This window comes from Larkinella soli, assembly GCF_003703975.1.
GTDB lineage: Bacteria > Bacteroidota > Bacteroidia > Cytophagales > Spirosomataceae > Larkinella > Larkinella soli.
Map to the genome: position 1 here is coordinate 14,880 of NZ_QTJY01000011.1, position 23,838 is coordinate 38,717.

The 23,838-nt window shown below is 51.9% G+C and carries 19 protein-coding genes and 1 tRNA gene; 6 read left to right on the plus strand and 14 right to left on the minus strand.

All coding sequences use genetic code 11. From position 1 onward, the window contains the following. Together DX909_RS18600 and DX909_RS18605 are read right to left on the minus strand one after the other, a co-directional pair. Complete coding sequence (locus DX909_RS18600; RefSeq protein ID WP_128546718.1) at positions 1–1,059, minus strand: serine hydrolase domain-containing protein; 1,059 nt, start codon at positions 1,057–1,059, stop codon at positions 1–3. Positions 1,060–1,206: 147 nt separating this feature from the next. Next, positions 1,207–2,001 (minus strand): penicillin-binding transpeptidase domain-containing protein, encoded by a 795-nt coding sequence (locus DX909_RS18605; protein WP_128546719.1) that lies wholly within the window; start codon positions 1,999–2,001, stop codon positions 1,207–1,209. Between the two features lie 86 nt (positions 2,002–2,087). Here DX909_RS18605 and DX909_RS18610 point away from each other — a divergent pair, with 86 nt between their 5' ends. After that, entirely contained in the window at positions 2,088–3,581 is a 1,494-nt protein-coding gene (locus tag DX909_RS18610; RefSeq protein WP_229311105.1) for an aminotransferase-like domain-containing protein, read from the plus strand. A gap of 38 nt (positions 3,582–3,619) precedes the next feature. Here the strand turns inward: DX909_RS18610 and serC are convergent, their stop codons facing one another. Then, a complete protein-coding gene (serC, locus tag DX909_RS18615; protein ID WP_128546721.1) occupies positions 3,620–4,726 on the minus strand; it encodes a 3-phosphoserine/phosphohydroxythreonine transaminase in 1,107 nt (368 codons plus the stop codon). Positions 4,727–5,673: 947 nt separating this feature from the next. Between serC and DX909_RS18620 the strand changes: the two genes are divergently transcribed. The 3 genes from DX909_RS18620 to DX909_RS18630 all read left to right on the plus strand — a co-directional run bounded on the left by DX909_RS18620 (position 5,674) and on the right by DX909_RS18630 (position 10,084). After that, positions 5,674–5,925, plus strand: coding sequence for a hypothetical protein (locus DX909_RS18620; RefSeq protein WP_128546722.1), 252 nt, complete (start codon positions 5,674–5,676; stop codon positions 5,923–5,925). 380 nt (positions 5,926–6,305) lie between these two features. Then, entirely contained in the window at positions 6,306–8,690 is a 2,385-nt protein-coding gene (locus DX909_RS18625; RefSeq protein ID WP_128546723.1) for an ABC transporter permease, read from the plus strand. Between the two features lie 425 nt (positions 8,691–9,115). After that, on the plus strand, positions 9,116–10,084 hold the full coding sequence (locus DX909_RS18630) for an MBL fold metallo-hydrolase (protein ID WP_128546724.1): 969 nt from the start codon (positions 9,116–9,118) through the stop codon (positions 10,082–10,084). Positions 10,085–10,406: 322 nt separating this feature from the next. Here DX909_RS18630 and DX909_RS18635 read toward each other — a convergent pair. Beyond that, positions 10,407–10,479, minus strand: a tRNA-Thr gene (locus tag DX909_RS18635). Positions 10,480–10,575: 96 nt separating this feature from the next. After that, a complete protein-coding gene (locus DX909_RS18640; RefSeq protein WP_128546725.1) occupies positions 10,576–12,432 on the minus strand; it encodes a DUF349 domain-containing protein in 1,857 nt (618 codons plus the stop codon). A gap of 93 nt (positions 12,433–12,525) precedes the next feature. Between DX909_RS18640 and pdxH the strand changes: the two genes are divergently transcribed. Continuing rightward, positions 12,526–13,167 (plus strand): pyridoxamine 5'-phosphate oxidase, encoded by a 642-nt coding sequence (gene pdxH, locus DX909_RS18645; protein ID WP_128546726.1) that lies wholly within the window; start codon positions 12,526–12,528, stop codon positions 13,165–13,167. On the opposite strand, the gene bshB1 is transcribed toward pdxH, so the two are convergent. The 5 genes from bshB1 to DX909_RS18670 form a co-directional block, all read right to left on the minus strand. After that, positions 13,164–13,883 (minus strand): bacillithiol biosynthesis deacetylase BshB1, encoded by a 720-nt coding sequence (gene bshB1, locus DX909_RS18650; RefSeq protein ID WP_128546727.1) that lies wholly within the window; start codon positions 13,881–13,883, stop codon positions 13,164–13,166. The two genes, pdxH and bshB1, sit on opposite strands and share 4 nt — an antisense overlap. Positions 13,884–13,905: 22 nt before the next feature. Then, positions 13,906–14,979: a M23 family metallopeptidase gene (locus tag DX909_RS18655; RefSeq protein ID WP_128546728.1), complete on the minus strand. Its 1,074-nt coding sequence runs from the start codon at positions 14,977–14,979 to the stop codon at positions 13,906–13,908. Between the two features lie 103 nt (positions 14,980–15,082). Then, positions 15,083–16,060, minus strand: coding sequence for a thioredoxin-disulfide reductase (gene trxB, locus DX909_RS18660; protein WP_128546729.1), 978 nt, complete (start codon positions 16,058–16,060; stop codon positions 15,083–15,085). A gap of 167 nt (positions 16,061–16,227) precedes the next feature. Beyond that, positions 16,228–18,207 carry an OmpA family protein gene (locus DX909_RS18665; protein ID WP_128546730.1) on the minus strand — a complete coding sequence of 660 codons (1,980 nt, stop codon included), beginning with the start codon at positions 18,205–18,207 and terminating at the stop codon, positions 16,228–16,230. Then, positions 18,162–18,794, minus strand: coding sequence for a 7-carboxy-7-deazaguanine synthase QueE (locus tag DX909_RS18670; RefSeq protein ID WP_229311106.1), 633 nt, complete (start codon positions 18,792–18,794; stop codon positions 18,162–18,164). Before DX909_RS18670 ends, DX909_RS18665 begins: the two co-directional genes overlap by 46 nt. Positions 18,795–18,909: 115 nt before the next feature. Here DX909_RS18670 and DX909_RS18675 point away from each other — a divergent pair, with 115 nt between their 5' ends. Next, the gene (locus DX909_RS18675; protein WP_164851335.1) at positions 18,910–19,599 is read left to right on the plus strand and encodes a head GIN domain-containing protein; all 690 of its coding nucleotides are present in this window, start codon (positions 18,910–18,912) and stop codon (positions 19,597–19,599) included. Here the strand turns inward: DX909_RS18675 and DX909_RS18680 are convergent. The 4 genes from DX909_RS18680 to DX909_RS18695 all read right to left on the minus strand — a co-directional run bounded on the left by DX909_RS18680 (position 19,596) and on the right by DX909_RS18695 (position 23,816). Continuing rightward, complete coding sequence (locus DX909_RS18680) at positions 19,596–20,591, minus strand: ABC transporter ATP-binding protein (RefSeq protein ID WP_128546732.1); 996 nt, start codon at positions 20,589–20,591, stop codon at positions 19,596–19,598. The two genes, DX909_RS18675 and DX909_RS18680, sit on opposite strands and share 4 nt — an antisense overlap. 158 nt (positions 20,592–20,749) lie before the next feature. Continuing rightward, on the minus strand, positions 20,750–21,844 hold the full coding sequence (locus tag DX909_RS18685; protein WP_128546733.1) for a TFIIB-type zinc ribbon-containing protein: 1,095 nt from the start codon (positions 21,842–21,844) through the stop codon (positions 20,750–20,752). A gap of 15 nt (positions 21,845–21,859) precedes the next feature. Then, positions 21,860–22,843 carry an SPFH domain-containing protein gene (locus tag DX909_RS18690; protein ID WP_128546734.1) on the minus strand — a complete coding sequence of 328 codons (984 nt, stop codon included), beginning with the start codon at positions 22,841–22,843 and terminating at the stop codon, positions 21,860–21,862. A gap of 82 nt (positions 22,844–22,925) precedes the next feature. Next, positions 22,926–23,816, minus strand: a complete 891-nt coding sequence (locus DX909_RS18695; RefSeq protein ID WP_128546735.1) for a cupin-like domain-containing protein — start codon at positions 23,814–23,816, stop codon at positions 22,926–22,928. Positions 23,817–23,838 lie beyond the last annotated feature (22 nt).

Sequence of the window (23,838 nt, forward strand, 5' to 3'; positions counted from 1 at the left end):
CTAATAATTTAAAAGACAGCTATTCATAACAATCGCTCTAATCTCCTTTTCAAAGAAATAGGCAATATTATAGTCTTCTGCACCCTGATTCTCGAGAACTATTACGCTTACCTTAGATTGCGGATAATATAAATTCACAACAGTGTATCCTTCAACTGGGTGATAACCAGTATGGCCAATTTCCAAAATTCTCCCTGTGTCATTAATTCTTAAACCGTACCCATATCCAACCGGCTGATCACCGAAAACTTCATGACTCGCTTTAATAGAATAGGCTACCATCAATTTATAGGTATTAGGATCAAGCAATTTTCCATTATGTAAGCATTCATTCCATCTTGCCAAATCGGTTGCCGAAACTATAAGGTGACTTGCCCAATACTGTGAAGGTTTGAAATTTGTTCGATCGTTAGTCTCGAGCGATCCGTTCCTTTTCAATATATGTCCCTTAGCTAGGCGATCTGTCCCCGTCATTTTGGGGTAGGGATTATCTTTCAATCCACAAGATTGAAACAGTTTTACCACTAATTCAGGTAGACCTTGGGAGGTCACAGTTTCAACAATCTGACCTAATAATGCATATGCTACATTTGAATAGCTAAATCCTGAGCCGGGATCGAGTTTCAACGGCATGTCTATTTGCTCGTTCGATAGACCCGAGGTATGATTTAATAATTGATGAACGGTAACAGTGTTAGCCCATTCATATGGTAAGTATGGCAAATAAAAACCAACTGGTCTATCAAGGCCGATTGTTCCTTTTTCAACTTCCTTTAAAACAAGCGCTGCAGTTATCTGCTTTGCAATTGACATTGTAGAAAATCGATAATTAAAATTTAATTTAATATTCTTACTAAAATCTGCAAGACCAACTGATCTACTATAGATAGATTTTCCATTTTTATGAATCAGAACTACACCATTAAATCTTCTGGGATAAGAAGAAATTAATAAACTGTCAATTTTCGACTGATAGCTCTCGACTTCTTGGCAAAGCGCAATATTAAAAATGGATAGCCAGCCTAAAATGGTAGCGGTGGAAATAAATGCACGGTTCATTGATGGTATAGAGTAACTCTCCTCTGAATGAAAATAACTACGACTTTGAAAAGGTCGGCAAATAATTGTAAGAAGCTATGAGAAAAACTTTCGCATAAAAAATATGCTTGTATGAACTGATAAAAATCAGACACTTTCGGGAAAACCTTAAAGGGCGCCAAGCATTTTTAAAATATCTATTGTAATGCTCTTCCGACATGCTCCAAAATTTGGATTAAGCATGCTTCGTTCCTTAATAAGTCTTGTGGCAAAAAAGTATGTATTTTCTTTTCGCTCTACATAACCAACCCACCAGCCGATATCTTTGCCATGGACGCGGGTCCAGCCAGTTTTAGCACGGAGGGTGTATTCCTCTTTTTGCTCATTTATCATCACCTCTTTCAGTGTACGTAAACTCTTTTGTGAGAACGGAGCAGTACCTTCATGCACCTTTACCAAAAAAGCTATTTGATTCTTAGGTGATATTCCAAACGCGCCAAAATTCCAGAAATCGTCACCTTTTTCTGACAAGATATTGTTGCCATATTCCGATTTCGCGAGGTAGTGTAAGTATCGCTCACGGCCTATTTTTTTTGCTATTTCTATGAATGCCCATCCCGCAGACACCTGAAAAGCCTCGCGTACTGACATGTCCTTATAGATTTCTGGACGATAGCCATAAAGGGTTGTATCTGTCGATCCAGGCCATTTAATTATTTCATTTTCATCTTTTATAACGCCAGTTTCTAATGCTATGAGAAGATTAATAATCTTAAATGTAGATGCAGGAAGCATTTCTTGTTCATTGGCCTTTTCGTCACTCGTTATCCACTTTCCATTTTTATGATCCAATATTGTTATACTCCCGCTTACATTACAATTCTCGAAGGGCTTTCTCAAGTCAATTTGTCCAAAAAGCGACGTGCAGAAAAATATTAAACTTAAGGTAAGGCTGGATTTCATATTCTATATTTCTGGATTTGTGTAACTGAACGATTTAATTAGAACATTTAAAACTTGACGCATGGATTTTACCTCGCAATAAGGTTGTGCAATTATACTTTGTGTGGTTTTTAATTTATAGTTACATTTCTGAAAAAATTAATGGACACAGTCTATCCATGGATCAAGAATTTTTGTACAACAGAGTCGCAGCAATAATTTCCTCTCAGATAAACTCAGGGCTTTTTAACGAAGGTGACAGATTACCATCAGTTCGCGCACTATGCTTAGAACACAAAATAAGCATGAATACTGCCAAGCGTGTCTATCTTGAACTAGAATCACAGTCTCTCATTCGGTCAAAACCACAATCTGGATACTTCGTTACTACGCCCTTTCCTCGTCAGCTGCCGCTCCCGGGCGTAAGCCATCCTTCTTTAGAGGTCAGCAATGAAAAACCGAACGAACTTGTCACTGAGGTATACTCAAATATCGGTAATACATCACTAACGCTATTTTCGATAGGAATACCGTCTGGCAATCTTTTGCCATTAGCCAAATTAAGAAAGGAATTAGCCGTAGCGACACGAGCGCTTCCGGGTGCAGGCACAGAATATGAGCCACTCGCAGGAAATAGGAAGTTAAGAAAGGCAATTGCCATTCGCTCCGCAGCTTGGGGAGGCAGTTTGAAAGACACTGATCTAGTGACTACTAGCGGGGCGATGAATGCCTTGTTTTTTTGCTTGATGGCTGTGGGGAAAGCTGGAGACACATTAGCAGTTGAAAGCCCATGTTATCCAGGAATATTTCAACTTGCAAACAGCTTGGGTTTAAAGGTGCTTGAATTACCGACACATCCTACGACGGGCATAGTGCTGGAAGCTTTAGAAAGAGCGCTACCAATGATCGATATTTGCCTATTGGTTCCCAACTTCAATACTCCATTAGGTAGTTGTATGCCCGATGAAAATAAACAATTAGTTGTGTCGATGCTGGCTGATCACAATATTCCTTTGATTGAAGACGATATATATGGAGACTTACACTACAGCAATCAGCGCCCGAAATGCTGTAAATCATTTGACTTGACCGGAAATGTTCTTTGGTGCAGTTCTGTATCAAAAACACTGGCTCCTGGCTATCGAGTCGGCTGGATTGCCCCTGGCAAGTATAAAGAGCGAGTTCTTGAACTCAAACTGGCTCATTCGATTTCTTCTGCCTCATCCACCCATGAAGCCGTCGGCAACTTCATGAAAACTGGCCAGTATGACCGACATCTACGTCAATTCCGATTAACTCTTCAAAGTAACTATCATAACTATGTCCGGACAATCGCTAATTGCTTTCCAAAAGGAACAAAGACTAGTCGGCCACAGGGAGGAATAGCTCTTTGGGTTGAACTGCCAAAGGAAATTGATACGGCCCGACTGTACAATTTGGCTTTAAAACAAGGCATAAGCATTGCTCCTGGTAGAATGTTCACCCTGCAGGACCAATTTCAGCACTGTATGAGGCTTTGCATTAGTCTCCCTTGGGACGATTCGATTAGAATGAAATTGCAGCAAGTTGGGGCAATAGCTAACGCAATGATGTATAAATAGTCCCGACTGAATTTTCTATGTTAGTTTTTCACTAAAGGTTACTTGTAACGTACCGATGCCGAATTTCCTCTCTTTTTGAATTTTACTTCAAACTCATGCATGGTCGAAGCCAACACCTGGACAGACTCCAGGGGAAGTGCGTTGTAAAGTGATGCGCGGAATCCGGGGTAGTTTTGATATTGTTTTATACCAACAATTCCTCTTTCAGATGCATAGTGTAAAAAAGCATCCTCTAGGTTGGGATCGATCATTTCAAATGTTACATTGATTCGACTACGTTGTTCTGCACTCTTGACCCTACTTCTAAACAAATCGTTTCTTTCGATCTCATTATATAACAAAGAGCTTTTTTCGATACTTCGCTTTTGAAACTCAGCTACTCCACCTTCTTCTTTCACCCATCGTAAAGTAAGCAGCATCCCGTAGATAGACAGAACTGGCGGGGTATTGAATAAGGACTTACAATTAGCAAGCACTTTATAATTAAAAATATTTGGAACGCTAGAATTCACCAAATCTAGAACAGTGTTTTTGACGATTACAATTGAAGCACCTGCTGGGCCAATATTCTTTTGAGCACTTGCATAAATAAGGCTGAATTTGGTTATATCGAAAGTTGTGCTCAAAATGTTGGAAGACATATCACAAAAGACCGGCACCTCCGTTTTTGGAACTTCCTGCAATTCAGTGCCATAAATTGTATTATTTGCTACATAGTGGAAGTAGCTGCAATTGTCCGGAATATGAAAATGTCTCGGGATTAATGAGTAGTTATCTTTTTTCCCAGAGGCGACAACCTCTACATTTCCAAAACAACGTGCTTCCCGAATAGCATTTGACGCCCATACACCAGTATCCAAATAGGCGGCATGATGAAGGGCCTTCATAAAATTCATCGGTATTTGAGCAAAATGCTGGCTAGCTCCTCCAGCTAGAAATATAACGGAGAAGTCTGGTGGGATAGATAGTAGTTCGCGTAGCAGCAACTCGGCTTCCAGAAGTATACCATGAAACTCTGCCGATCGATGAGAGATCTCTAGAAGTGAGAGGCCCGTGTTGCCGTAATTATTTACAGCGTAAGCTAAGTTGGAATAAACGCATTCTGGCAGGATTGCAGGACCCGCATTGAAATTGTGAATGTGCATTTTTAATAAGTGTCATGGAAATCTGAGTCACAAACTTATGAAACGCAAAATTTTCAACACAGTATCAGTTTTGCAGGAACCGATGAGCACAGTTAAATTCGATAACAGAGGGTTGTGCAGTTGAGAACAACACTTTTAGCCAACTCTAACCTGCCCGAGCGTCAGATGGGCCTGGATCTGCTTCATACGATTAAAAACAGTCCCTCTCCCCTGCCCATGTTGCCGGTCATTGTCTTTAGCCAGTCGGCCCAAAAGCAGGACATCCAGGCATGTTATTGGCAGGGGCCAACTCCTATATTACCAAACCGCCACAAGCTCAGGAGTGGACTGAATGCCTGACCATTCTCCTGGAATTCTGGGGCCGGACCGCCTCGAGGGTGTCCACCCGCTATCTGAATTGGCCGGTTCGCCTATAAGGATTCGGACGAATTAGCGGCGGCCACCGGCTATGCAGTTGCTGGACGCAATGAGCCAGAGGTTGGTCCTGAAAGAACCCGGTGGTCAGCTCCCGCGCAGGTTGTTCCTGCTGGAGGCGCACGCTGAAGAGTGTCAACCCGTTTTTCACCTACCCATGGAGCAGGTCACCGACCAGTTCCACCGAGTCGAAGGAAAGCGTCAGATTCGACCAGGGCAAGGGCACCTCACCGCGCCAACCGTTGATCGTCAGGATCATGAAAAATCTACTTAGGGCAGCACTGGAAAAGCCTTCAAGGGAAACCTAAGTAGGACAGCAAGAAGCCTTTTCACCGTTAGGCACCTATTTTCATTAAATCGTTTCCTGTCGCGAGGATCAGCGCCCAAGGTAATCCACAACCTAAAGGATGGAGGACAAGATAGGTCAGATTGTCCTTTAGGAAAGGCAATTTTGCTATTGCAAACAGGTACCTTTCTGTGACACGATGTATAACCCTATGGTAATTATCGCCATCTTCCCATCCAAATCGCCTATGATTGTCATCGTCAGTGGGTTCATGAAAGGATTATACATACCTTTTTTAATCACTCCCTGCGATCAACTTGAATCAGGTTGCGAGATTGTTAACCGGTTAATCGCATCAGGATTCACCCCTACACGTATCCAGTTAAAGGAGGCTGGGCTGTACCTGGATTTGCCCTTGGAAATTTTTGACGGTGAGTCTTTTGAAGAACCCATTCTCCAGTTGCAAAGCCATTGGCGCCAGCTGATAGAAAATACCTGACCTTACAAGCAAAAGCTTTGGCACCGGCCTACGGTACTAAGTAATTCCGAAATAAAACCGGGAAGCCAAGGGACCTCGTGTCAATCCCAATTTATCTTAAGGATTCCATCCCAGTCCCCATTGAGTCCGCCACCGGGACACAACCTCCTTAACGGAAAATCAACTCGCCACTTAACCCAAAAAGCTACCATTCATGTAGTATGTATTACAAGGTACTTTGCTATAACATAACATTGTACCTGTTCCGAATGGCATTGACTAAGGGGAAAGGTGCCTTAATTCAATGTAGCCTCGTCGCTATTAACCTAATAGTCTAAGGGAGAACGGCCGCTACCCGAATTGATGACAGCTTAATTTCAAATCGCAAGACTCTAAAACTCATGCTATCCACTTACCTAAAAGTCGCTTTCCGCATTTTTTGGCGCAATAAGATCTACGTGGTCGTCAACTTACTAGGCCTAAGTTTTGCGATGGCATGCTGCATGCTCGCCTTTCTCAATTATCAATACCGGGCCGGCTTTGATCAGAATCATACGCACACCGACCCTATCTACCGCGTCAACAGCCTGCGGAAAGTGGATGGAGGGTTACAGCCCTGGGGGGTGGTGCCCATGCCGCTGGCCCAGGCTATGCTCAACGACCTGGCTGCGGTGAAGCGAATGGCCCGGCTGAAAAGCGCCACGGTAGTGGTCAAACAGGGAGGCCATACTTTTGGCGAGCGCCTTCACTTCGCTGATAAAACCCTATTCGAATTTTTTAATTTTCCGCTTAAGTATGGAACTCTGTCCGGCTTTGAGCGACCCAATCAGGTTATCATCAGCGAGACCTTCGCCGAAAAATACTTCCCCCAGGAAATACCTATCGGCAAGCCCTTGAGAGTCATTGGGTCAGGCGGTGATGAAACCGTATACACCATCGGGGCGGTAGCGCAAAAGATCCCAGCTAATTCCAGCATTCAGTTCGATCTGATCACCTCGTTCGGGAGCGGGCAGGCCGGCGGACCAAACAACACGAACTGGGCGAGTCCCCAGCCGATTACCGCCTTTGTCGAGGTCAAAGACCAGCGCACAGCACTCCATTTAACCGCCAGTCTCCAGTCCTATGCAGCGCTTCATAACCGCAATCAACCCAATGGCCTGGTGGAAAACTTTTATCTGCAACCCTTTCAGGAGATAGCCACCAGCTCCGATGTTGATATGCCGGGATACGTACACGGGGGCCAACTAACTACAAATCCTCGCGGGGTGTTGGTCCTGGTCCCGGCGGTAATGTCTTTGTTTATCCTGCTGATCACCTGCTTTAATTTTACGAATATCTCCATTGCCTTTGCCAGCGGCCGCTTGAAGGAAATTGGGATTCGCAAGGCCATCGGGGGGGTAAAAAACCAGCTGATCCGTCAATTTCTGACCGAGAATGTAGTATTATGTTTGGTGGCCTCGGCGCTGGCCGTCCTGATGGTCAGTGTTTTCCTCCCCTTGCTGTATCAGGTTACCCTGGTGGATCTGAGACCAGCCCTCAGCCAGAGTTATAGCACCTGGTTGTTCCTGCTATTGATGCCTCTGGTCAGTGCGGTTTTTTCAGGATTGTACCCAGCAGTCTACATCAGTTCATTTGAGCCCGTGCGCATTTTGAAGGGCAAAACCTCGTTTGGCTCCTCCAACCGCTTTACGCGGATGCTGCTGGTCGCTCAGTTTAGTTTGTCCTGCTTTGCACTGATCGTTGGAATCGTAATGACCCAGAACGCATCCTTTCAGCAACAGGCCGATTTCGGGTATGCCATCAAAGAAGTGGCGGTCGTCGAAGTAAACAGCCGGCAGCAATACACCGCTCTCAGCCAGGCCGCCGGCCAACATCCGGCGGTAAAAAGCCTGGCCGGGACTGCCCAGCAAATTGGCGATGGCTCTTACCCGGTAACCGCCCGCTTTCAGGATCAGCAGATACAGGCTCAAGTGTCTCACGTAGGCGGTGAAGCCTACCTCAACTGCATGGGAATTCGCCTGCTGCAGGGTCGTCACTTTTACCAATCCAAAGCAGATACCGACGAGTCCATTCTGGTCAACCAGACCTTTCTGAAGCAGCTGCACCTGACTCAGCCACTCGGTCAGCGCATTCAATTGGATACGGTGACCTACACGATCGTCGGGGTAATAAACGATTACAAGGAATACGGTCTGCACGGACTGGTACCCCCCTGCGTTCTGCGACTGGCTCAGCCTGAGGACTACAAGTATATGGTCATTCGGACTAGTGAGAAAGAGCGATCCGGAGTGGTGAAGTACCTGCAGGAAGCCTGGCGCAAAGTAGCCCCTAATGTACCCTACCAGGGTTATTTGCAGACTGACCTGATGGAAAAAGAGGTTCGGCTGACTCAAGGGTTCAAGTCAGTCGCCTTCTTTTTGGCGATGGTTACGTTGCTCCTTTCAGCTTCGGGCCTGTTTGCCCTGGTTTCACTTCACATTGATAAGCGAAGCAAAGAAATTGGCGTGCGAAAGGTATTGGGGGCATCCGTCCTGCAGATTGTAGTCTTGGTCAACCGGACGTTCATACGTATTTTGCTGATCGCCTTTGGTATCGGCTCTGCGCTGGGTTATTTGTTCACTGATAAGCTGGTCTTTCAGTTCATCTTCAAGTATCACCCGGAGGTTGGCCTTACGCCTTACATTGCCACCTTGCTGACAGTCCTATCTTGCTGCGGGTTGATCATCGGTATGAAAGTATACAAAGCGGCTACCGTAAATCCAGTGAAAAGCTTGGCCATTGAGTAAAACACGTCCGTTCCATGTCCGAGCCTACCCAAATCATGAGCTACTTTGGCATTGGTAGCCGCCGAACGTTTTACAAAGTGCTCCGGTAGGCGGGAGGAGAAGTCAAGCCGGTTATGGCCAGTCGGAAAGCAGATCAATATCCCTTAGCGTAATTCTTTGTCCACTTACTAAAAGAAGTCCTAGTTGGAGCTGACGGCCCCAAGTATTAATAACAGTAGTGTAGTCATATAATATCATATGAGTTAATGCTGCTCCGATTACCAACCGAATATCACTTGTTATCACCCCATTTCTGCAACCTGTTGATTTGTCTTTGTTGGGTTAAGTTGACCCGGATACTTTTGAACCATACTACGTATATGACTACTACATCTATAGCCGGTCTTTAAGTAAACTTGGCACTAGTGAGATTTAAAAATTTGTTTATGAAACGGAGAGAATTTTTACAACAACAGGCAAGCTTCCTGCTTCCCCTTCCCTTCCTATCGTTAAGGTTAAACCATCTGGCGTTGAATCAAGGACTTGTGGACTACGATACCTATGCCTTTACGATTGGTAAATTTAAATGCCGGGTATTCAAAGATTCGATGTTTAAATACTTGGGCAAAGATTATTTCATCAATGCCCCTCAAGAATTAATAACTCAAGAATTAAATCGGTATCACCAACAAACCGATAACATTCCTTCCCCTTTTGTAGCTTTGTTGATCGAAGACCAAACCCAGAAGATTCTCATTGACACGGGCATTGGACTGACCCGAGACCCCATCACGTTTAAAGGCAAGAGCTACCATTTCCAGGGTCGATTACTCGAGATTCTCCAGCAGGAAGGCATCCGGGGAGAAGATATTACCACCCTGATCATAACTCATTTTCATCCTGACCATATTGGGGGCGTCTTTTCAGAAGCAGGCAAGCTAAACTTTCCAAAAGCAACTATTAAGATTCATGAAGCTGAATGGGCCTATTGGCATTCGGCTAAGTCGGTGAACCAGCCCCCCTTATTCCACAACTTTATCGAGAAAAATGTTACACCCTTAACTAAGGCTGATCTAGACTTGATTAAGGGAGATGAAACTGAACTGTGTTCAGGAATCCAAGCCATTCATATACCAGGTCACACACCGGGCCAATTAGCCCTTCACATTGCCTCACAAGGGGAGCAATTCCTTTACATCTCCGATGCTTTTCTTCATCCGCTTCACATGGAGCATCTGGATTGGCAAACCAATTACGATTTGGATCATGCCAAGGCGAAAGCATCCAGAGTGAAGTTGCTGGACTTTGCCTATGGCGAACAGATGCTTATGCAGGGGTTTCATTTTGATTTTCCAGGCCTTGGCCGGGTCGATAAAGCGGGGCAGAACTGGAAATGGGTCTATACAAAAAAGTAACAGGTTGTTGGTTGCAACTACCAAAGCGGGCCAGAGATAAAACAGGAATATAAAACATTGATAGACAAGCGCAAACGTTCCTTTTGTCTTTCCCTCTAGTCAAAAGAAAACGTATGGCTATTGCCAAAATTGGAGGCATAGTTGGCATAAAATATTGATTTAATAGCTTAACCTCACTCGATCACAATGATTGGAACGCAGACTTATCAATTATTAAACTGATTTTCATTCAACATTCTTCTAAAAATAATTGTGTATCAAAACGTGTATCAAACAGAAAAGCCACATCTTTAAAGACGTGGCTAACTTCCTGATTTTCAAGAGCCCCCAGTCGGGATCGAACCAACGACCTACTGATTACAAGTCAGTTGCTCTACCAGCTGAGCTATGGAGGCAAAATGGTGGTGCAAAAATAGGGATTCCCCATTTGGCAGCCAAGTTTTTCCCGGTTTTTCTGCCGATCCAGGATCAACTGCCTGCCATCCACCCGGTTATTGTGCCTCCCGGATCACCTTCAGCTGGTGCTTCAGTTCGGATAGCTGTTTCTGGGCGATCTGAATTTTCTTCTCGATATCGGCACGCAGCTTATCGGCCCCTTTCGAGCGGCCAAAGAATTCGATATTGTTGTTGTACACCGCAATGTCGTTTTCCAGGGACGACATCTTCCGGCGGATATCCCCTTCCTTTTTGTAAAGATCGCGGGGAGTGCCGGTTTCGCGGGCCATCTCGGCCTCGTTCTCCAGCGTGAGCCGTTCCTTCTCCCTGGACGACAGTTTACCGTTGGCACCCACGAAGGCGTTCACGGCATTGATATATCGCTTCTGAATCGACTGCATGTCCTTTTTGGGAACATAGCCGATGGTGGCCCACTCCTTCTTAAAGTCGTTCAGCAGCGCCAGGTCGGCATTCCCGCCGGCGGCAGCCCCTTCGATCTGTTCGCAGAGGGCGACTTTCCTCGCCAGGTTGTCCTCGAACTCTTTCTCCACTTCCTGATTACGGGCCCGCTTCTTGTTGAAGAAGGCGTCGCAGGCGGCTTTGAATCGTTCGAAGATGGAGTCCTTGAACTTTTCAGGAACCTGACCGACGGTCTTCCACTGGCGTTGCAGTTCGATGACCTTCTGGGTGGTATCGGCCGATTCGTCGCCCGATTCCAGGATGGCTTCCACCTGCTCGCAGAGTTCGGTCTTCAGCCGGAGGTTCTGTTCACGTTTGCCTTCCAGCTGCTTGAAGAATTCCCCTTTGTGATGGAAAAACTGCTTCAGGGCGGCCCAGAACTTCTTGCTGAGGTCTTTGCCTTCTTCGCGGGGCATCGGTCCGCGCAGGTTGTTCCAGCGGTCCTGGATCGCCATCACCTCCCGGGTTTTTTCGTTCCAGTCGTTGATGCTGCTTGAACTGAAACTCGTATACGGCACCAGTTCCTCGTAGAGTTTCGACTTCTCTTCGTAGAGCTGGGCTCCCTCCTTTTTGAGTTCCTCGTTCTGTTCCCGCCGACGGTCGTAGAGGGTGTCGAGGGCTTTCTTGAAACGCTGCCATAACACCTCCTGCTCGGCTTTGGGGGCCGGACCGACGTGCTTGTATTCCTCAAATATGCTGTTGGCTTCGTCGATGACCGTCTTCGTAACGGGCTTCCCTTCGTTGGCGGTCACCATGGCTTCCACCCGCTCGCAGAGTTCCGTTTTCAGGGACTGGTTCTTTTTCCGATCCAGTTCCTTCAGTTCAAAATAGATATTGCGGTTGCTGTAATAGCGGTCGACCAGGGCATGGTAGGTGGCCCAGAGGGTGGCGTTGTGGGGCGAGGGAACATTCCCGGCCGCCTTCCATTCGTCCTGAATCTGTTTAAAGCCGTTCCAGCTCGTTTTCGGGTCGCCGGCGTTGTTCTCGTCGGCTTCTACCAGTTCACGCAACCGGCGCAGCAGTTCGGTCTTGACCGCAAAGTTGTTATCCTTGGCCTTTTCGAGCTGCTGAAAATATTGGTTCTTCTGGTCCTTAATCTGCTTATAGAGTGCGTCGAACCGGCTGACTGTCTCATCATACTTGTATTCAAACCCCTCTTCCGAGCCAGTCTCCTGTACGTACTTCTGTAAGGCAGCGTTCCGATCCGACGCCTTGACCTGATCGAACAACGGGCGCACCTCTTTCAGGACTTCGTCGGCCCGGCGGTAATCTGCCGCGGAAACGGTTTCAGCCTTCAGAGACGCCAGTTGCTTCTCCAGAAGACCGGCATAATCTTCTTTGGAAAACTGGCTGTAGTCGGTATGGGCTACCTCCTCCAGTTCCATTTCCATCGTTTCAGCCGGCTCCTGGTTCAGTTCTTCGCGTTCGGTTATTTCTTGCTCTTCGCTTGCCATACGCTGTATAGGAATCGTTACTTTTGCAAAAATACGAAAAAAATAGGAAAATATTTCCTTGAAGACAGCTCTCCGGTCAGAACCTGCAAACCTATGTCAACTCCACTTCACGACCTGCGAAAAGAGTATTCATTAAACGGTTTAGACCGTTCCGATGTTTCAACAAACCCGGTCGAACAATTTCAGCGCTGGTTTGATGAGGCAATGGCCTCAGGGGTTCATGAGCCTAATGCGATGCACCTGGCCACGGTCGGAGCCGACGGACGACCGTCCGGCCGCATCGTGCTGGTCAAGGGAATCGATGAACGCGGGTTCTCGTTCTATACCAATTATGATAGTCGTAAAGGTATTGATTTACAGACGCGACCGTTCGCTTCCCTCACTTTTTTTTATCCCGAACTCGAACGGCAGATCCGCGTCGAAGGCACCATCGTCAAAGTGAGCGTCGAAGAGTCGGATGCTTATTTTCAAAGCCGGCCCCGGGGCAGCCAGATCGGGGCCTGGGTGTCGGCGCAGAGTGCGGTCGTGGAAAATCGGGCCGCGCTGGAACGGCGGCAGCAGGAACTGGAGCGGCAGTTTGCCGAACAACCCGTACCCCGCCCTCCGCACTGGGGCGGCTTCCGGGTCGTTCCGGATCGGATCGAGTTCTGGCAGGGGCGGCCCAGCCGGCTGCACGACCGGATTCTCTACCGGAAAGCGGAAAACGAATGGATCATCGAACGGCTGGCTCCTTAGAGCAGGTCAAACAGACTCCTCACCCCGACGGTTCGTTCGACCGTAAAGCCTTCCCCGTATTTTACCCCGATCATGTGGCCGTATTCCTCGGCCCGGGCCTCGATGAATTCCAGAAATTCGGGGCTGGAGATGTAGCTGGCCGGCTCGCTGTTTTCCGGATCGAAAAACTGGCTTCGGTACGCCAGGATGGACTCCTTCTTCCGGGGCCAGAACCCGGTAATGTCGACGATCAGGTCGGGCCGGATGTAGCGGTCCTGGATAAAGTGATAAATGACTTTCGGCCGCCAGGCTTCCTGCCGGGAGCCGTCCGTGTCCGTGGTTTCGATGCGCCGTAAACCGGCGTAAAAACACGCGTCCACCACCAGCGCCGAGGCCCGGCCGTGGTCGGGGTGGCGGTCGGTGACGGCATTGGTGATCACCAGTTCCGGCCGATAGCGCCGGATGGCCGGGATGAGTGCCGTCTGATGTTCCTCGTCATTGCGAAAAAAACCGTCCCGGAAGCCGAGGTTCTCCCTCGCCGAGAGCCCCAGGATCTGCCCGGCCGCTTCGGCTTCCTCTACCCGGATTTCGGGCGTTCCCCGGGTGCCCAGTTCCCCCCGGGTCAGGTCGACGATGCCCACCTTTTTACCCTGCGCAATATGGGACAGAATGGTCCCCGAACAACCCAGTTCAGCGTCGTCGGGGTGAACCGCAATGACAAGAATGTCAAGTTTCATGGAGGGGATTGGGTCGCCTGAATTAGTGGACTCTGAGCTTTTGTCCCGGCCGGATTCGCGAGCGGGTCGACATATGATTTTTCCGGGCCAGGGTCGATGCCGTCAGGCCGTATCTGCGGGCAATGCTCGTCAGGGTTTCGCCGGAACGGACCCGGTGCAGAACCGTACGCTTGAATTTGGGTTTGAAGCCGGACATGCTGACGTTCTTCCCCCGCAGGTAATCCCACACGGAAGCCGTCAGGATGAAGTGATCGGACAGGATCGAATTGGTCGGAAAATTATAAATATGGGTCGGGCTGAAAGGATTGCCTTCGTAGCGGGTTTCGAAATGGAGGTGGGAACCGAAACTGCGGCCCGTATTGCCGCCCAGCCCAATCTGGTCGCCTGCCTTGATCAGCTGCCCCGATTCGACCAGTGCTTTGGACAGGTGACCGTAAACGGTCTCCAGGCCGTTAAAATGCCGAACCAGGATAAACCGCCCGAAGCCGTTGCCGTCCCAGCCTACGACCCGAACCAGCCCGTCGAAGGCTGCATAGACCGGATCGCCGGTTTCGAGATCGAGGTCCATACCCTTGTGCCAGCGCCCCCAGCGCGGACCGAATACCGAAGTTACCTTACCGTCTACGGTCGGGGCCGACCAGAACCGGTTTTCGGTCGGGTCATATAGCTTCAGGTCGATCACCTCGTCGAATTCAAGGGGGTCGATGCCGTAGGGATCGACGCTTCGGGAATCCCAGATGGCGTAATAATCGGCGATTTTCACCCAGTCGTCTCCCACCTGGACCGAATCGATGACCTCCACGACACCGGGTTCCCCCTCGTCGATGGTAGTCGTGTCTTCGCTGACCACCGGGTTGGCCTCCTTCTTCGGCTCGAACTGGTTGTTAAACTTGAGGTTGGACGTCTCAGGCTCAAATTCCTCTTCAGGCTCCTGGGCGGGTTCCTGCGTGGGTCGACTGGAGTTTTGATTTTCCGATTTTTTGGGCTTGATGCTCAGATTCTTCTTGAACTTTCCACGTTCCTGCGCCTGAACCGCCACAGTACTTACAAAAAAACAAAAGCTGGCCAACAGCCACCAGACTGCCAGTGTTCTCATCCTCTGGGGTTAAGTTTGCCGGAGAGAAAAAGGCTACAGAATGGATGATTTAAAAATCATCCATTCTGTAGTGGCTTACTCACCTCCGTGGTGGTTATTAATCTTATAACGTCTGCACCTCGGCCAGACGATCGACGGCCGGATGCTCCGATTCCTTCAGGGCCAGAAAACGTTCGGCATCCAGAGCGGCCATACAGCCGGTTCCGGCAGCCGTGACGGCCTGGCGGTAAATGTTGTCCTGGGCATCACCACAGGCAAATACGCCCGGGATGTTGGTTCGGGTGGAGCCTTTTTCGGTTATGATATAACCGCTTTCGTCCAGGGCAACGGACGATTTAAAAATTTCCGTATTGGGTTTATGGCCGATGGCCACAAAAAAGCCGGAAACCTCCAGCACACTGCTTTCGCCGGTCACCACGTTCTTCACCCGAACGCCCGTCACCTCTTCTTCACCGAGCACTTCTTCCGTCTCGGTATTCCAGAGAATCTCGATATTTGGCAGGGTCTTGACCCGGTTCTGCATGAATTTGGACGCCCGCATTTCACTCCGGCGAACCAGCATATAGACCTTGCGGCAGAGTTTTGCCAGGTAGCTGGCCTCTTCGGCCGCCGTATCTCCGGCGCCGACGATGGCGACGTCCTGTCCGCGGAAGAAGAAACCGTCGCAGACGGCGCAGGCCGAAACGCCCCGGCCGTTCAGACGCATTTCGGAAGGCAGGCCCAGCCATTTGGCAGCGGCACCCGTCGAAATGATCACGGCATTGGCGGTGATTTCGTGCTGGTCGTCGACGATGGCTTTGTGAGGATACCCCGAAAAGTCCACGGCGGTAACAACTCCGTACCGAATTTCCGTCCCGAAACGGGCGGCCTGACGTTCGAGGTCATTCATCAGCTGAGGACCTTCTACTCCATCCGGATATCCGGGAAAATTGTCGACTTCGTTGGTGATGGTCAATTGACCGCCCGGTTGTGCCCCCTGGTAAAGGACGGGATTCAGACCCGCACGGGAAGCATAGATGGCAGCGGTGTATCCGGCGGGGCCGGAGCCAATAATCAGGCAGTTTACTTTTTCGGTGGTCATCGGCTGACGTAGAGTTGATGTTTGATCGCAGTGACCACCCTCCCGGCTCCCGTCGACCGGTTCTCGTCGAAACGAAGGCCGGAGGGGTGGTCATCCTGAGAAAAAACAAGCGCAAAGGTGCGAAAAATTCCCCTCTTTATCAAGTTATCGGGAGGGACCGGACCGCTTCACAGAATTCTCCACTCGATTCTACGGTTGAGACGGCGGTTTTCCTCGTCGGAATTGGGCGCGAGCGGACGGGTTTCCCCGAAACCGACCGAACGGATTCGCCGGAGCTCAATCCCGGCTTTCTCCAGGTAAGCCACCACGGCCTGCGCCCGCTTCCGGGACAGGTCGAGGTTACTGGCGGCATCCCCCCGGTCGTCGGTATGTCCGGAGATTTCAATGGTCACGGTTTTGTTTTCCTCCAAAAACTTTGCCAGCCGGGTCAGTTCCGTCCGGCTTTTTTCCGCGAGATCGAACCGGCCGGTTTCGAAGAAGATGTTGTTCAGCGTCTCCCGGCCCGACGGCACAATGGGTTCCAGCGGGACGCTCAGGGTCATGCCCTCCCCTTCCCGCTTCCGGGTGAAATCGAAGGAAAGGCTCTTGAACAGATAACCCGGGCCGGTAATGTACAGGGCATATTCCCCGCCCGTCGGCAGCACGGCCGTATACTGGCCCGTCTGCGGGTCGGACTGCACCCGTGTCACCAGCTGCTGTGTAGCCAGGTCCACCAGTTCGATGGTCGCCGTCAAGGGCTTCTTGGTTTTTGCATCGGCAATCTGGCCTTTTAGGTAACTCACCGGCCGGACCTTCTGGCGCAGGGATTCCGGCAGGTCGAACCGGTACAGTCGGGAGCGTTGTTTCGCCCCGGGCTCGGACTCCTCGTGCGAATAATACGCCCGGTTGCCGTTCGCCGAAACGAATAAGGCCGCCTGATCGTCGGCCGTATTGATGGGATAACCAAGGTTCTGCGGACTGGACCAGCCGGAACTGGTGCTGTCGGCTACGAAAAGATCATAGCCGCCCATGCCGGTGTGTCCGTCGGAAGCGAAAAACAGGCTGCGGCCGTTGGCGTGGATGAAGGGCGAGGCTTCGTCGAAGGGCGAGTTGATGGATTTCAGGTTGTAGGGCGTTTTCCAGTCGCCGTCGTCGCCGAGGTCGCTGCACCAGATGTCGCGACGGCCCACCCCGCCCGGCCGATCGGAGACGAAATACAGGCGCCGGCCGTCCGCCGAAAGGGCCGGCTGCGACTCCCATCCCCGGGTATTGATGATCGGCCCGAGGTTTTTGGGTGCCGACCAGGCCTCACCGGTTTTACGGCTGATATACAGGTCACAGCTCCCGATACCGCTCCGCCCCTGACAGGCCGTGAACACGAGGGTCCGCCCGTCTGCAGAGAGCGAGGGCGTACCTTCGTTGTCGGGCGTATTGATGGCGGGTGAAAGCGATTCGGGGGGGCTCCAGGTTTCTCCCCGGTAGGTCGAAACCATCAGGTCTTCATCGCCTTCCGGCTTCAGAACCGTATAGACCAGGGTCTGTTCGTCGGCGGTCAGGACCGGAAAATACTGCGAAGGGAACGCCTGAACCGTCGCCGGAAGCGCCTGTGGTTTCACGGCCAGCGGATTCTGAACGGCCTGCTGCCCGAAATGGGCCGTCTGCAAAAGCCGGGCAATCCGTTTCCCCTGCGAAGACTGGGGAGCAAAGAGCTTCTGAAAGGCTTCGAGACAGGGAATCGCTTCGTCGTAGCGGCCTTTTTTCAGCAGATAGGTGCTGACGAACTGGTACGCCGGACCCGAAACCGGCTGATTGGGCTTCTGCCGGATGGCCCGCTGATAGACCTGAAAAGCCGGATCGGGCCGACGCATGAATTCGTACACCTGCCCCATTTTCAGGTAGGCTTCTGTAAAACCGGAATCCCGCTCGATGGCCTGATTGAGCAACTCCAGCGTCGTGCCGGTTTCCCGGCGGGATAAGGCGTCGAGGGCCTTGTTATAGAGGTCGGCGGCCTTTTTATTCGTCGTCGTCAACGGCGGGTTCTGGGCGTTTCCGATACCGGGCATCAATAGAAACCAGCTCACCAGAAAAGCGGCCAGCCCGACGAGCGGACGGAACCGGCGCCTTACGGAATATTCATGTATTTGTGCGTTTGCAACGAAACCTGCCATTGCGGAACCTGTTTTACGTACTCAACGATGAGAGGCAGCATTTCGTTTGAGCGGCTCCATTCCGGCTGCAAAAACAGTTTACAATCGGGCCGCAGGCGGTCGGTGAACGATTCGGCGAATGCGAAATCACTTTTGTGGTAGATGATGACTTTCAGCTCGTCGGCTTTCCGGTAAATGTCCGGGTTCGGCTCTTTGAACTTCTTGGGCGAGAAACAGATCCAGTCCCAGTTGCCCGTTACGGGATATACCCCGGAGGTTTCGATGTTGGTCCGGAAACCGGCCGCCTGGAGGGCCGTCGTCAGGGCGTCCAGATTGTGCATCAGGGGTTCTCCGCCGGTGATGACGGCCATCCGGCCGGGATATTGAAGCGCCCCCCCGACAATCTCCCCGATCCGCAGCCGGGGGTGGGCACCGGCGTCCCACGACTCCTTGACGTCGCACCAGTGGCAGCCCACGTCGCAGCCGCCGAGCCGGATGAAATAGGCGGCTTTGCCGGTATGCGCCCCCTCTCCCTGAAGTGTATAGAATGCCTCCATGACCGGCAGCTGCAGGTCCACGGCGGTTTGTTGATGCAGAACTTGATTCATGGTGCAAAGTTACGGAATTTGTCGGCGGAAGAATAATCGGCCCGGCCGTGCAACCCGAACGGACCGCCCGGCATCTTGTAGAGTGAAATCTACCCCGTACATACAGACCGAAACCATGAAGCGCCTTTTGCTGACCATTCCTATCCTCGCCCTGCTGGAAACCTCCTCGCTGGCGCAGCGGATCACCCGGCAGTTCACCCTCCAGTCGTTCGACCGGATCGACGTGGCGAATGCCATCGACGTTGAAATCCGGAAAGGAGCCTTCGACATCGTGGCCGACCTCGCCCCCGGCGAAACCGAATATCTGAGCCTGAAAGCCGAAAACGGCGTGCTGACCGCCCGGTTCAATCGCCCGGCGGGGAGCTGGGCTTCGGGCAAAAACCGGAAGTCTCCCCGGCTGCTGATCACCCTGCCGAGTTTACGGGGCATTACGCTCTCGGGCGCGTCGGACGGCAAAGTCGAGGAATCGTTTTCTACCGAAGAACTGGAGATCAACCTCTCCGGGGCGGCCGATCTGAAAATGGAGAACATCACCGCGGGCCGCATCCGGCTGAAAGCCAGCGGAGCCTCGGACACCCGCCTTCAGGGCCGCGCCAGGCGTCTGGAGGCCGACCTGTCCGGGGCCTCCGACCTGAAAGCATCCGATCTGGTAGTGGAAGAGGCCGTCGTCAGGGCCGCCGGGGCCAGCGATGCGTCCGTCAACGTCACCAGACGGCTGGAGAAAAACACCCGGGGCGGGGCCGACGTAACCCACCGCGGCAATCCCCAGACGGTGGTTTCCAACCAGAAAAAAGACGAGGATTAAGCCCGGAGCCAGTGTACGCCTTCCGGCACCAGGTCCAGCCCGACCAGCTGACCGACCTTGATCCTGTCGTTCGGGCCGGCCAGAAAGGTCAGGAAGACGTAGCGGTTCATCTCCACCTCCACCTCGGTATAGGCCCCTTTGAAGAACACGTTCCGGACCGTTCCGCCGATGCGGCCCCGGTCGGCCAGCCGGATGTGTTCCGGCCGGATGCAGGCCACGGCGTTGGGCGGCTGGGCGTGGATGACCCCCATCAGCGGCAGGTGCTTGGCCCGGACGAGGTTGGTCGGGCCGGTCATCTGGGCGGCATAGGCGTTATAGGGCCGGCGGTACACGTCCACCGGAGCCGCCATCTGAATCAGGGTGCCCTCCTGGAGAATCCCGATGCGGCTGGAAATGGACAGCGCGTCGGCCGAATCGTGGGTCACGAAAACGCAGGCGGTTTTTTCATTCCGGACTAGGTCGAGGATGAGTCCGCGGATCAACTCCCGGTTCGGATAATCGAGGTGGCTGAAAGGTTCGTCCAGAAGCAGGGCCGCCGGTTTTTCGGCAATGGCCCGGGCAATGGCCGTCCGTTGCTTTTCCCCCCCGGAGACGTGCCTCGGCAGACGGTTCTGGACGTGTTCAAGCCGGCAAAGCTGGAGCAGTTGCTGAACCCGGAACTCCTGAAATCGCTTCTCATAAAACCGGAGCGCATAGGCGATGTTCTCCCGAATCGATACGTTCGGCATCAACTGGTACTCCTGGTGGACCAGTTTGATATGCGGATGTCCGGGAACCAGTTGTTCGGATGGTCCCTTGACCCGTTCGTCATTTAATCGAACAACTCCCTCCGTCGGGTCGGCCAGGCCGGCGAGCAGGTTCAGGAGTGTGCTTTTCCCCGAACCGCTGGCCCCGATCAACCCTACGATTTCACCCGGTTTTATTAGTAACGAAACGGCCTGGACAGCTGTAATATCATCGAATTTCTTGCTTATTCTTTCTGCGATCAGCAAAATTTATGTCTATCGCTTCGGCGACCGGATTGATTCATCTAAATAAATCGTAAAAATAATTCAGAGAATCTGAAGTGTCCAATAGCCCGGGGAAAGATATTGTACCAATCTGGTTAAATGGGCAACCAGGGCGGTATTTCACTAATCCGGCGTCCCGATCAGCGTTTTCCGAGGTAGAGGAAGAACAGGACCAGCAGGAGGAACCCAATCACGACAAGCGCGATTTTCCAGGCGGATTTCGGCCGCTCGCCGGCGATCCGGCCCGTCTGCCCGTTCACCAGAAAACGGTAGGTCTTCCCATTGTAAAGGTAGGTACAGATCCAGAGCGGCAGCAACAAATGCTTGAAGGTCTGCCCGGAAAGGGACGTATCGACCCGGAGGTTCCGCTGCGTATCCCCGCCCAGGTTCTGAGCACAGGCCGATTCTTCCCGCAGGCGAATGGCGGCCTCGGCCTTTCGGGCGCTCTCCTGAAGGTCGATGCTGTACACCTCCGCTTCCCAGCCCAGCAGAATCCGCGGGTCATAATCGACGACTTCCTTCAGGTCGTACCCATTCACCTCCCGGATGTCGTTTTCCTGCTGGGACAGTTTCCGGGAAGCCATTTCGAGCTGGTCGTCGTAGAAGGCCTCATGCGACCCGCTGCGGTATTCCCACCGCACCCGCTGCTGCTGCTGCGTGACCGACCGGCCGTTGGCATCCCGGACCTGCACCGGAACGTAATAGTAAAACCCGGCCTCGCCCTCATAGGTGGAATACGCCTGCGCGTCGAACGTCCAGAACGGAATGTACATCCCGTGCAGATTGTCCAGCACGGCCCCGGCTTTCAAATCCGAGGGCGCGAACCAGTCGTCGCCCACCCAGTGCCGGAACCGCTCCTGCGCCTTCTGTTTCGAGATCCGGAACGGCAGCACGCCCGCCGGCTGGATCAGGCGGGTCTTCCGGGCGTCCGGGTTGACATTTCGGGAACCGCAGAACGCACAGGTGATGGTCGGAACGTCGAAGTTGACGGTGGTCCGGGCACCGCAGTTAGAACAGGTAAAAAGCCGCTTTTCCTCGGTGGGAGCGTCGGGCATCTGGTGGTCGCGAACCTGAAACGCCAGCGGATTCTCCTGAAGATTGTGTCGGGAAAAGAGGATCTCTTCCGTGCTTCCACAGTACCCGCAGGTGAGCTTCTGCTGGTCGGCCGAGAAGGTAAGCTGCGCCCCGCAGGTCTTGCAGGGCGCCCGGATTACGTCGGATAATTCCTGTTGCATAATTTCAGCCGTCCCTTAGAGCCTTGCCAGCAGTTCGGCTTTTTTGGCGTTGAATTCTTCATCGGTCAGGATGCCCGCGGCTTTGAGCTCGCCGAGCTGTTTGAGTAGTTCCATGACCTGGGCTTTGTCTTCTTTTCCGGACGTCGGCTGGGCACCGGCGGCATTGGTGTTCTGCATGAAACTGCCCAGGCCGCCCATCAGCACTGCCGTACCGGCAGCGCCCCCGTTCTCGGCGGCATCCTCCAGGGCCATCCCGGCCTGAAACTGCTGGAACCGGGCCATGTCGTCCACCATGTTCATCTGGGAGGTTTTATCGAGGAATGCCTCGACCTCCGGCGGCAGGCTGGTGTTCTCGACGTAGAATCTGGTCAGTTCCAGACCGTAGCCCGTGAAGTCGGACTGAAGCAGCGGCAGCAGCCGGTCACCGAGTTCCTTGTAGTTCCGCGACAGGTCGAATACCGAAATGCCGGCTTCGGCCACGGTGTCGGAGAAGTTGGTGACGATGGCCGTCCGGAGCTGGTCCTCGACGTCACCGATCCGCACGACGGGGCTGGTTCCGGCAAACTCTTTGATGAACTTTCCCGGATCGCTGACCCGCAGGGCGAACACGCCGAAGGCCCGGACCCGGACCTGTTTGAGTTCGGGGTCGCGCACGATGATCGGGTTCTGCGTCCCCCACTTCAGATTGGTAAACTGCTTCGTCGAAACGAAATAGATGTCCACCTTGAACGGGGACTCGAAGCCGAACTTCCAGGACCGCAGGGTGGTCAGGATCGGCATATTCTGGGTGTTCAGTTCGTAGCGGCCCGGCGGGTAGACGTCGGCGATGCGGCCTTCGTTGATGAACACCGCCACCTGCGACTCCCGAACCGTCAGTTGGGCGCCGTATTTGATGTTGTTGCCGTTGTCCGGAAATTTCCAGATAACCGTGTCGGTCGAAGGATCGACCCAGTCGATAACCTCGATGAATTCGTTTCGGATGAAATCGAAAAGTCCCATAGCTTGTTCCTGAATGGTGACAAGTCTACATAAAAAAAGCGAACCTCCGGAGGTTCGCTTTTTTAAACGGACGGAAAACCGCTTAAACCTGTAGTTTTTCGGGTCGGCGGAGGCCGCGCATGGCCGCGTCGGCATTTTCAAACGCCTTGCGGTTCTTGTACTCGAACCACTGCCGGGTGAAGTATTTCTTCATGAAGTTGTCGATCTTCATTTCGCCCAGCAGGTTCCAGGCGCCTTCCAGCCGCTTCATCCAGGATTCGTTCAGCACCCGCAGGGCCAGCGCATACCCCCCGTCGATGTATTCCATGTAATGCCAGTAGCCGGACGGGATATAGATGGTTTCGCCGTAGTCGAGCGTACACTCGTACCCTTTCACGTATTGCAGACCGGGGTATTTTTCATAATCCGGGTGGTTGACGTTCGTGTAGGTAACCACGGAATACGGCAGCCGGTACAGCAGCGGGGTATATTCCGGGGCAAACAGGACAACCCGCTTTCGGCCCACAAACTGCGTCAGAAAAACGTGCGACAGGTCGATGTCATAGTGCATATGCACGACGGATCCGGCCCCGCCGTAGAACATGAAGGGCAGATTCATCATAAATCCGTCGATCAGGTCCGGCTTGAGAATGTCGTTCTTCAGTTCAGGGATGTGTTTGAAGATATTGAACAGGAAAATCCGGAGTTCGACGTGCCGGTTGGAAGCGATCAGATCGAGGTATTCCCCGAAATTCATTCGCTCATCGACAAACATCGAGCTCTTGTCCGGATCGGCGGGTTTGTTGTTGTACAGATCGACGGTCAGGTGGCCCGCCCGTTTCTTCAGATTTTGAAACGACCAGTTGGTGTAGGCCGGCCAGTCGTGACAGAAATCCGTAATAACGGCGGGCTGGTGATTTTTGAAATACGTTTCCTGAAATAATGACCTGTCGTTCCTGGAGATGCGATCGATGGGGAGAAGTTCCAGAGCCATACGGGTGATGAAGGTGTGATGA

Bases quoted from the DNA above. Each gene is read 5' to 3' on its own strand.
- DX909_RS18600 (WP_128546718.1), bottom strand. From the start codon at position 1,059: ATGAACCGTGCATTTATTTCCACCGCTACCATTTTAGGCTGGCTATCC.
- DX909_RS18605 (WP_128546719.1), bottom strand. From the start codon at position 2,001: ATGAAATCCAGCCTTACCTTAAGTTTAATATTTTTCTGCACGTCGCTT.
- serC (WP_128546721.1), bottom strand. From the start codon at position 4,726: ATGCACATTCACAATTTCAATGCGGGTCCTGCAATCCTGCCAGAATGC.
- DX909_RS18620 (WP_128546722.1), top strand. From the start codon at position 5,674: ATGATTGTCATCGTCAGTGGGTTCATGAAAGGATTATACATACCTTTT.
- DX909_RS18625 (WP_128546723.1), top strand. From the start codon at position 6,306: ATGCTATCCACTTACCTAAAAGTCGCTTTCCGCATTTTTTGGCGCAAT.
- DX909_RS18630 (WP_128546724.1), top strand. From the start codon at position 9,116: ATGAAACGGAGAGAATTTTTACAACAACAGGCAAGCTTCCTGCTTCCC.
- DX909_RS18640 (WP_128546725.1), bottom strand. From the start codon at position 12,432: ATGGCAAGCGAAGAGCAAGAAATAACCGAACGCGAAGAACTGAACCAG.
- pdxH (WP_128546726.1), top strand. From the start codon at position 12,526: ATGTCAACTCCACTTCACGACCTGCGAAAAGAGTATTCATTAAACGGT.
- bshB1 (WP_128546727.1), bottom strand. From the start codon at position 13,883: ATGAAACTTGACATTCTTGTCATTGCGGTTCACCCCGACGACGCTGAA.
- DX909_RS18655 (WP_128546728.1), bottom strand. From the start codon at position 14,979: ATGAGAACACTGGCAGTCTGGTGGCTGTTGGCCAGCTTTTGTTTTTTT.
- trxB (WP_128546729.1), bottom strand. From the start codon at position 16,060: ATGACCACCGAAAAAGTAAACTGCCTGATTATTGGCTCCGGCCCCGCC.
- DX909_RS18665 (WP_128546730.1), bottom strand. From the start codon at position 18,207: ATGGCAGGTTTCGTTGCAAACGCACAAATACATGAATATTCCGTAAGG.
- DX909_RS18670 (WP_229311106.1), bottom strand. From the start codon at position 18,794: ATGAATCAAGTTCTGCATCAACAAACCGCCGTGGACCTGCAGCTGCCG.
- DX909_RS18675 (WP_164851335.1), top strand. From the start codon at position 18,910: ATGAAGCGCCTTTTGCTGACCATTCCTATCCTCGCCCTGCTGGAAACC.
- DX909_RS18685 (WP_128546733.1), bottom strand. From the start codon at position 21,844: ATGCAACAGGAATTATCCGACGTAATCCGGGCGCCCTGCAAGACCTGC.
- DX909_RS18690 (WP_128546734.1), bottom strand. From the start codon at position 22,843: ATGGGACTTTTCGATTTCATCCGAAACGAATTCATCGAGGTTATCGAC.
- DX909_RS18695 (WP_128546735.1), bottom strand. From the start codon at position 23,816: ATGGCTCTGGAACTTCTCCCCATCGATCGCATCTCCAGGAACGACAGG.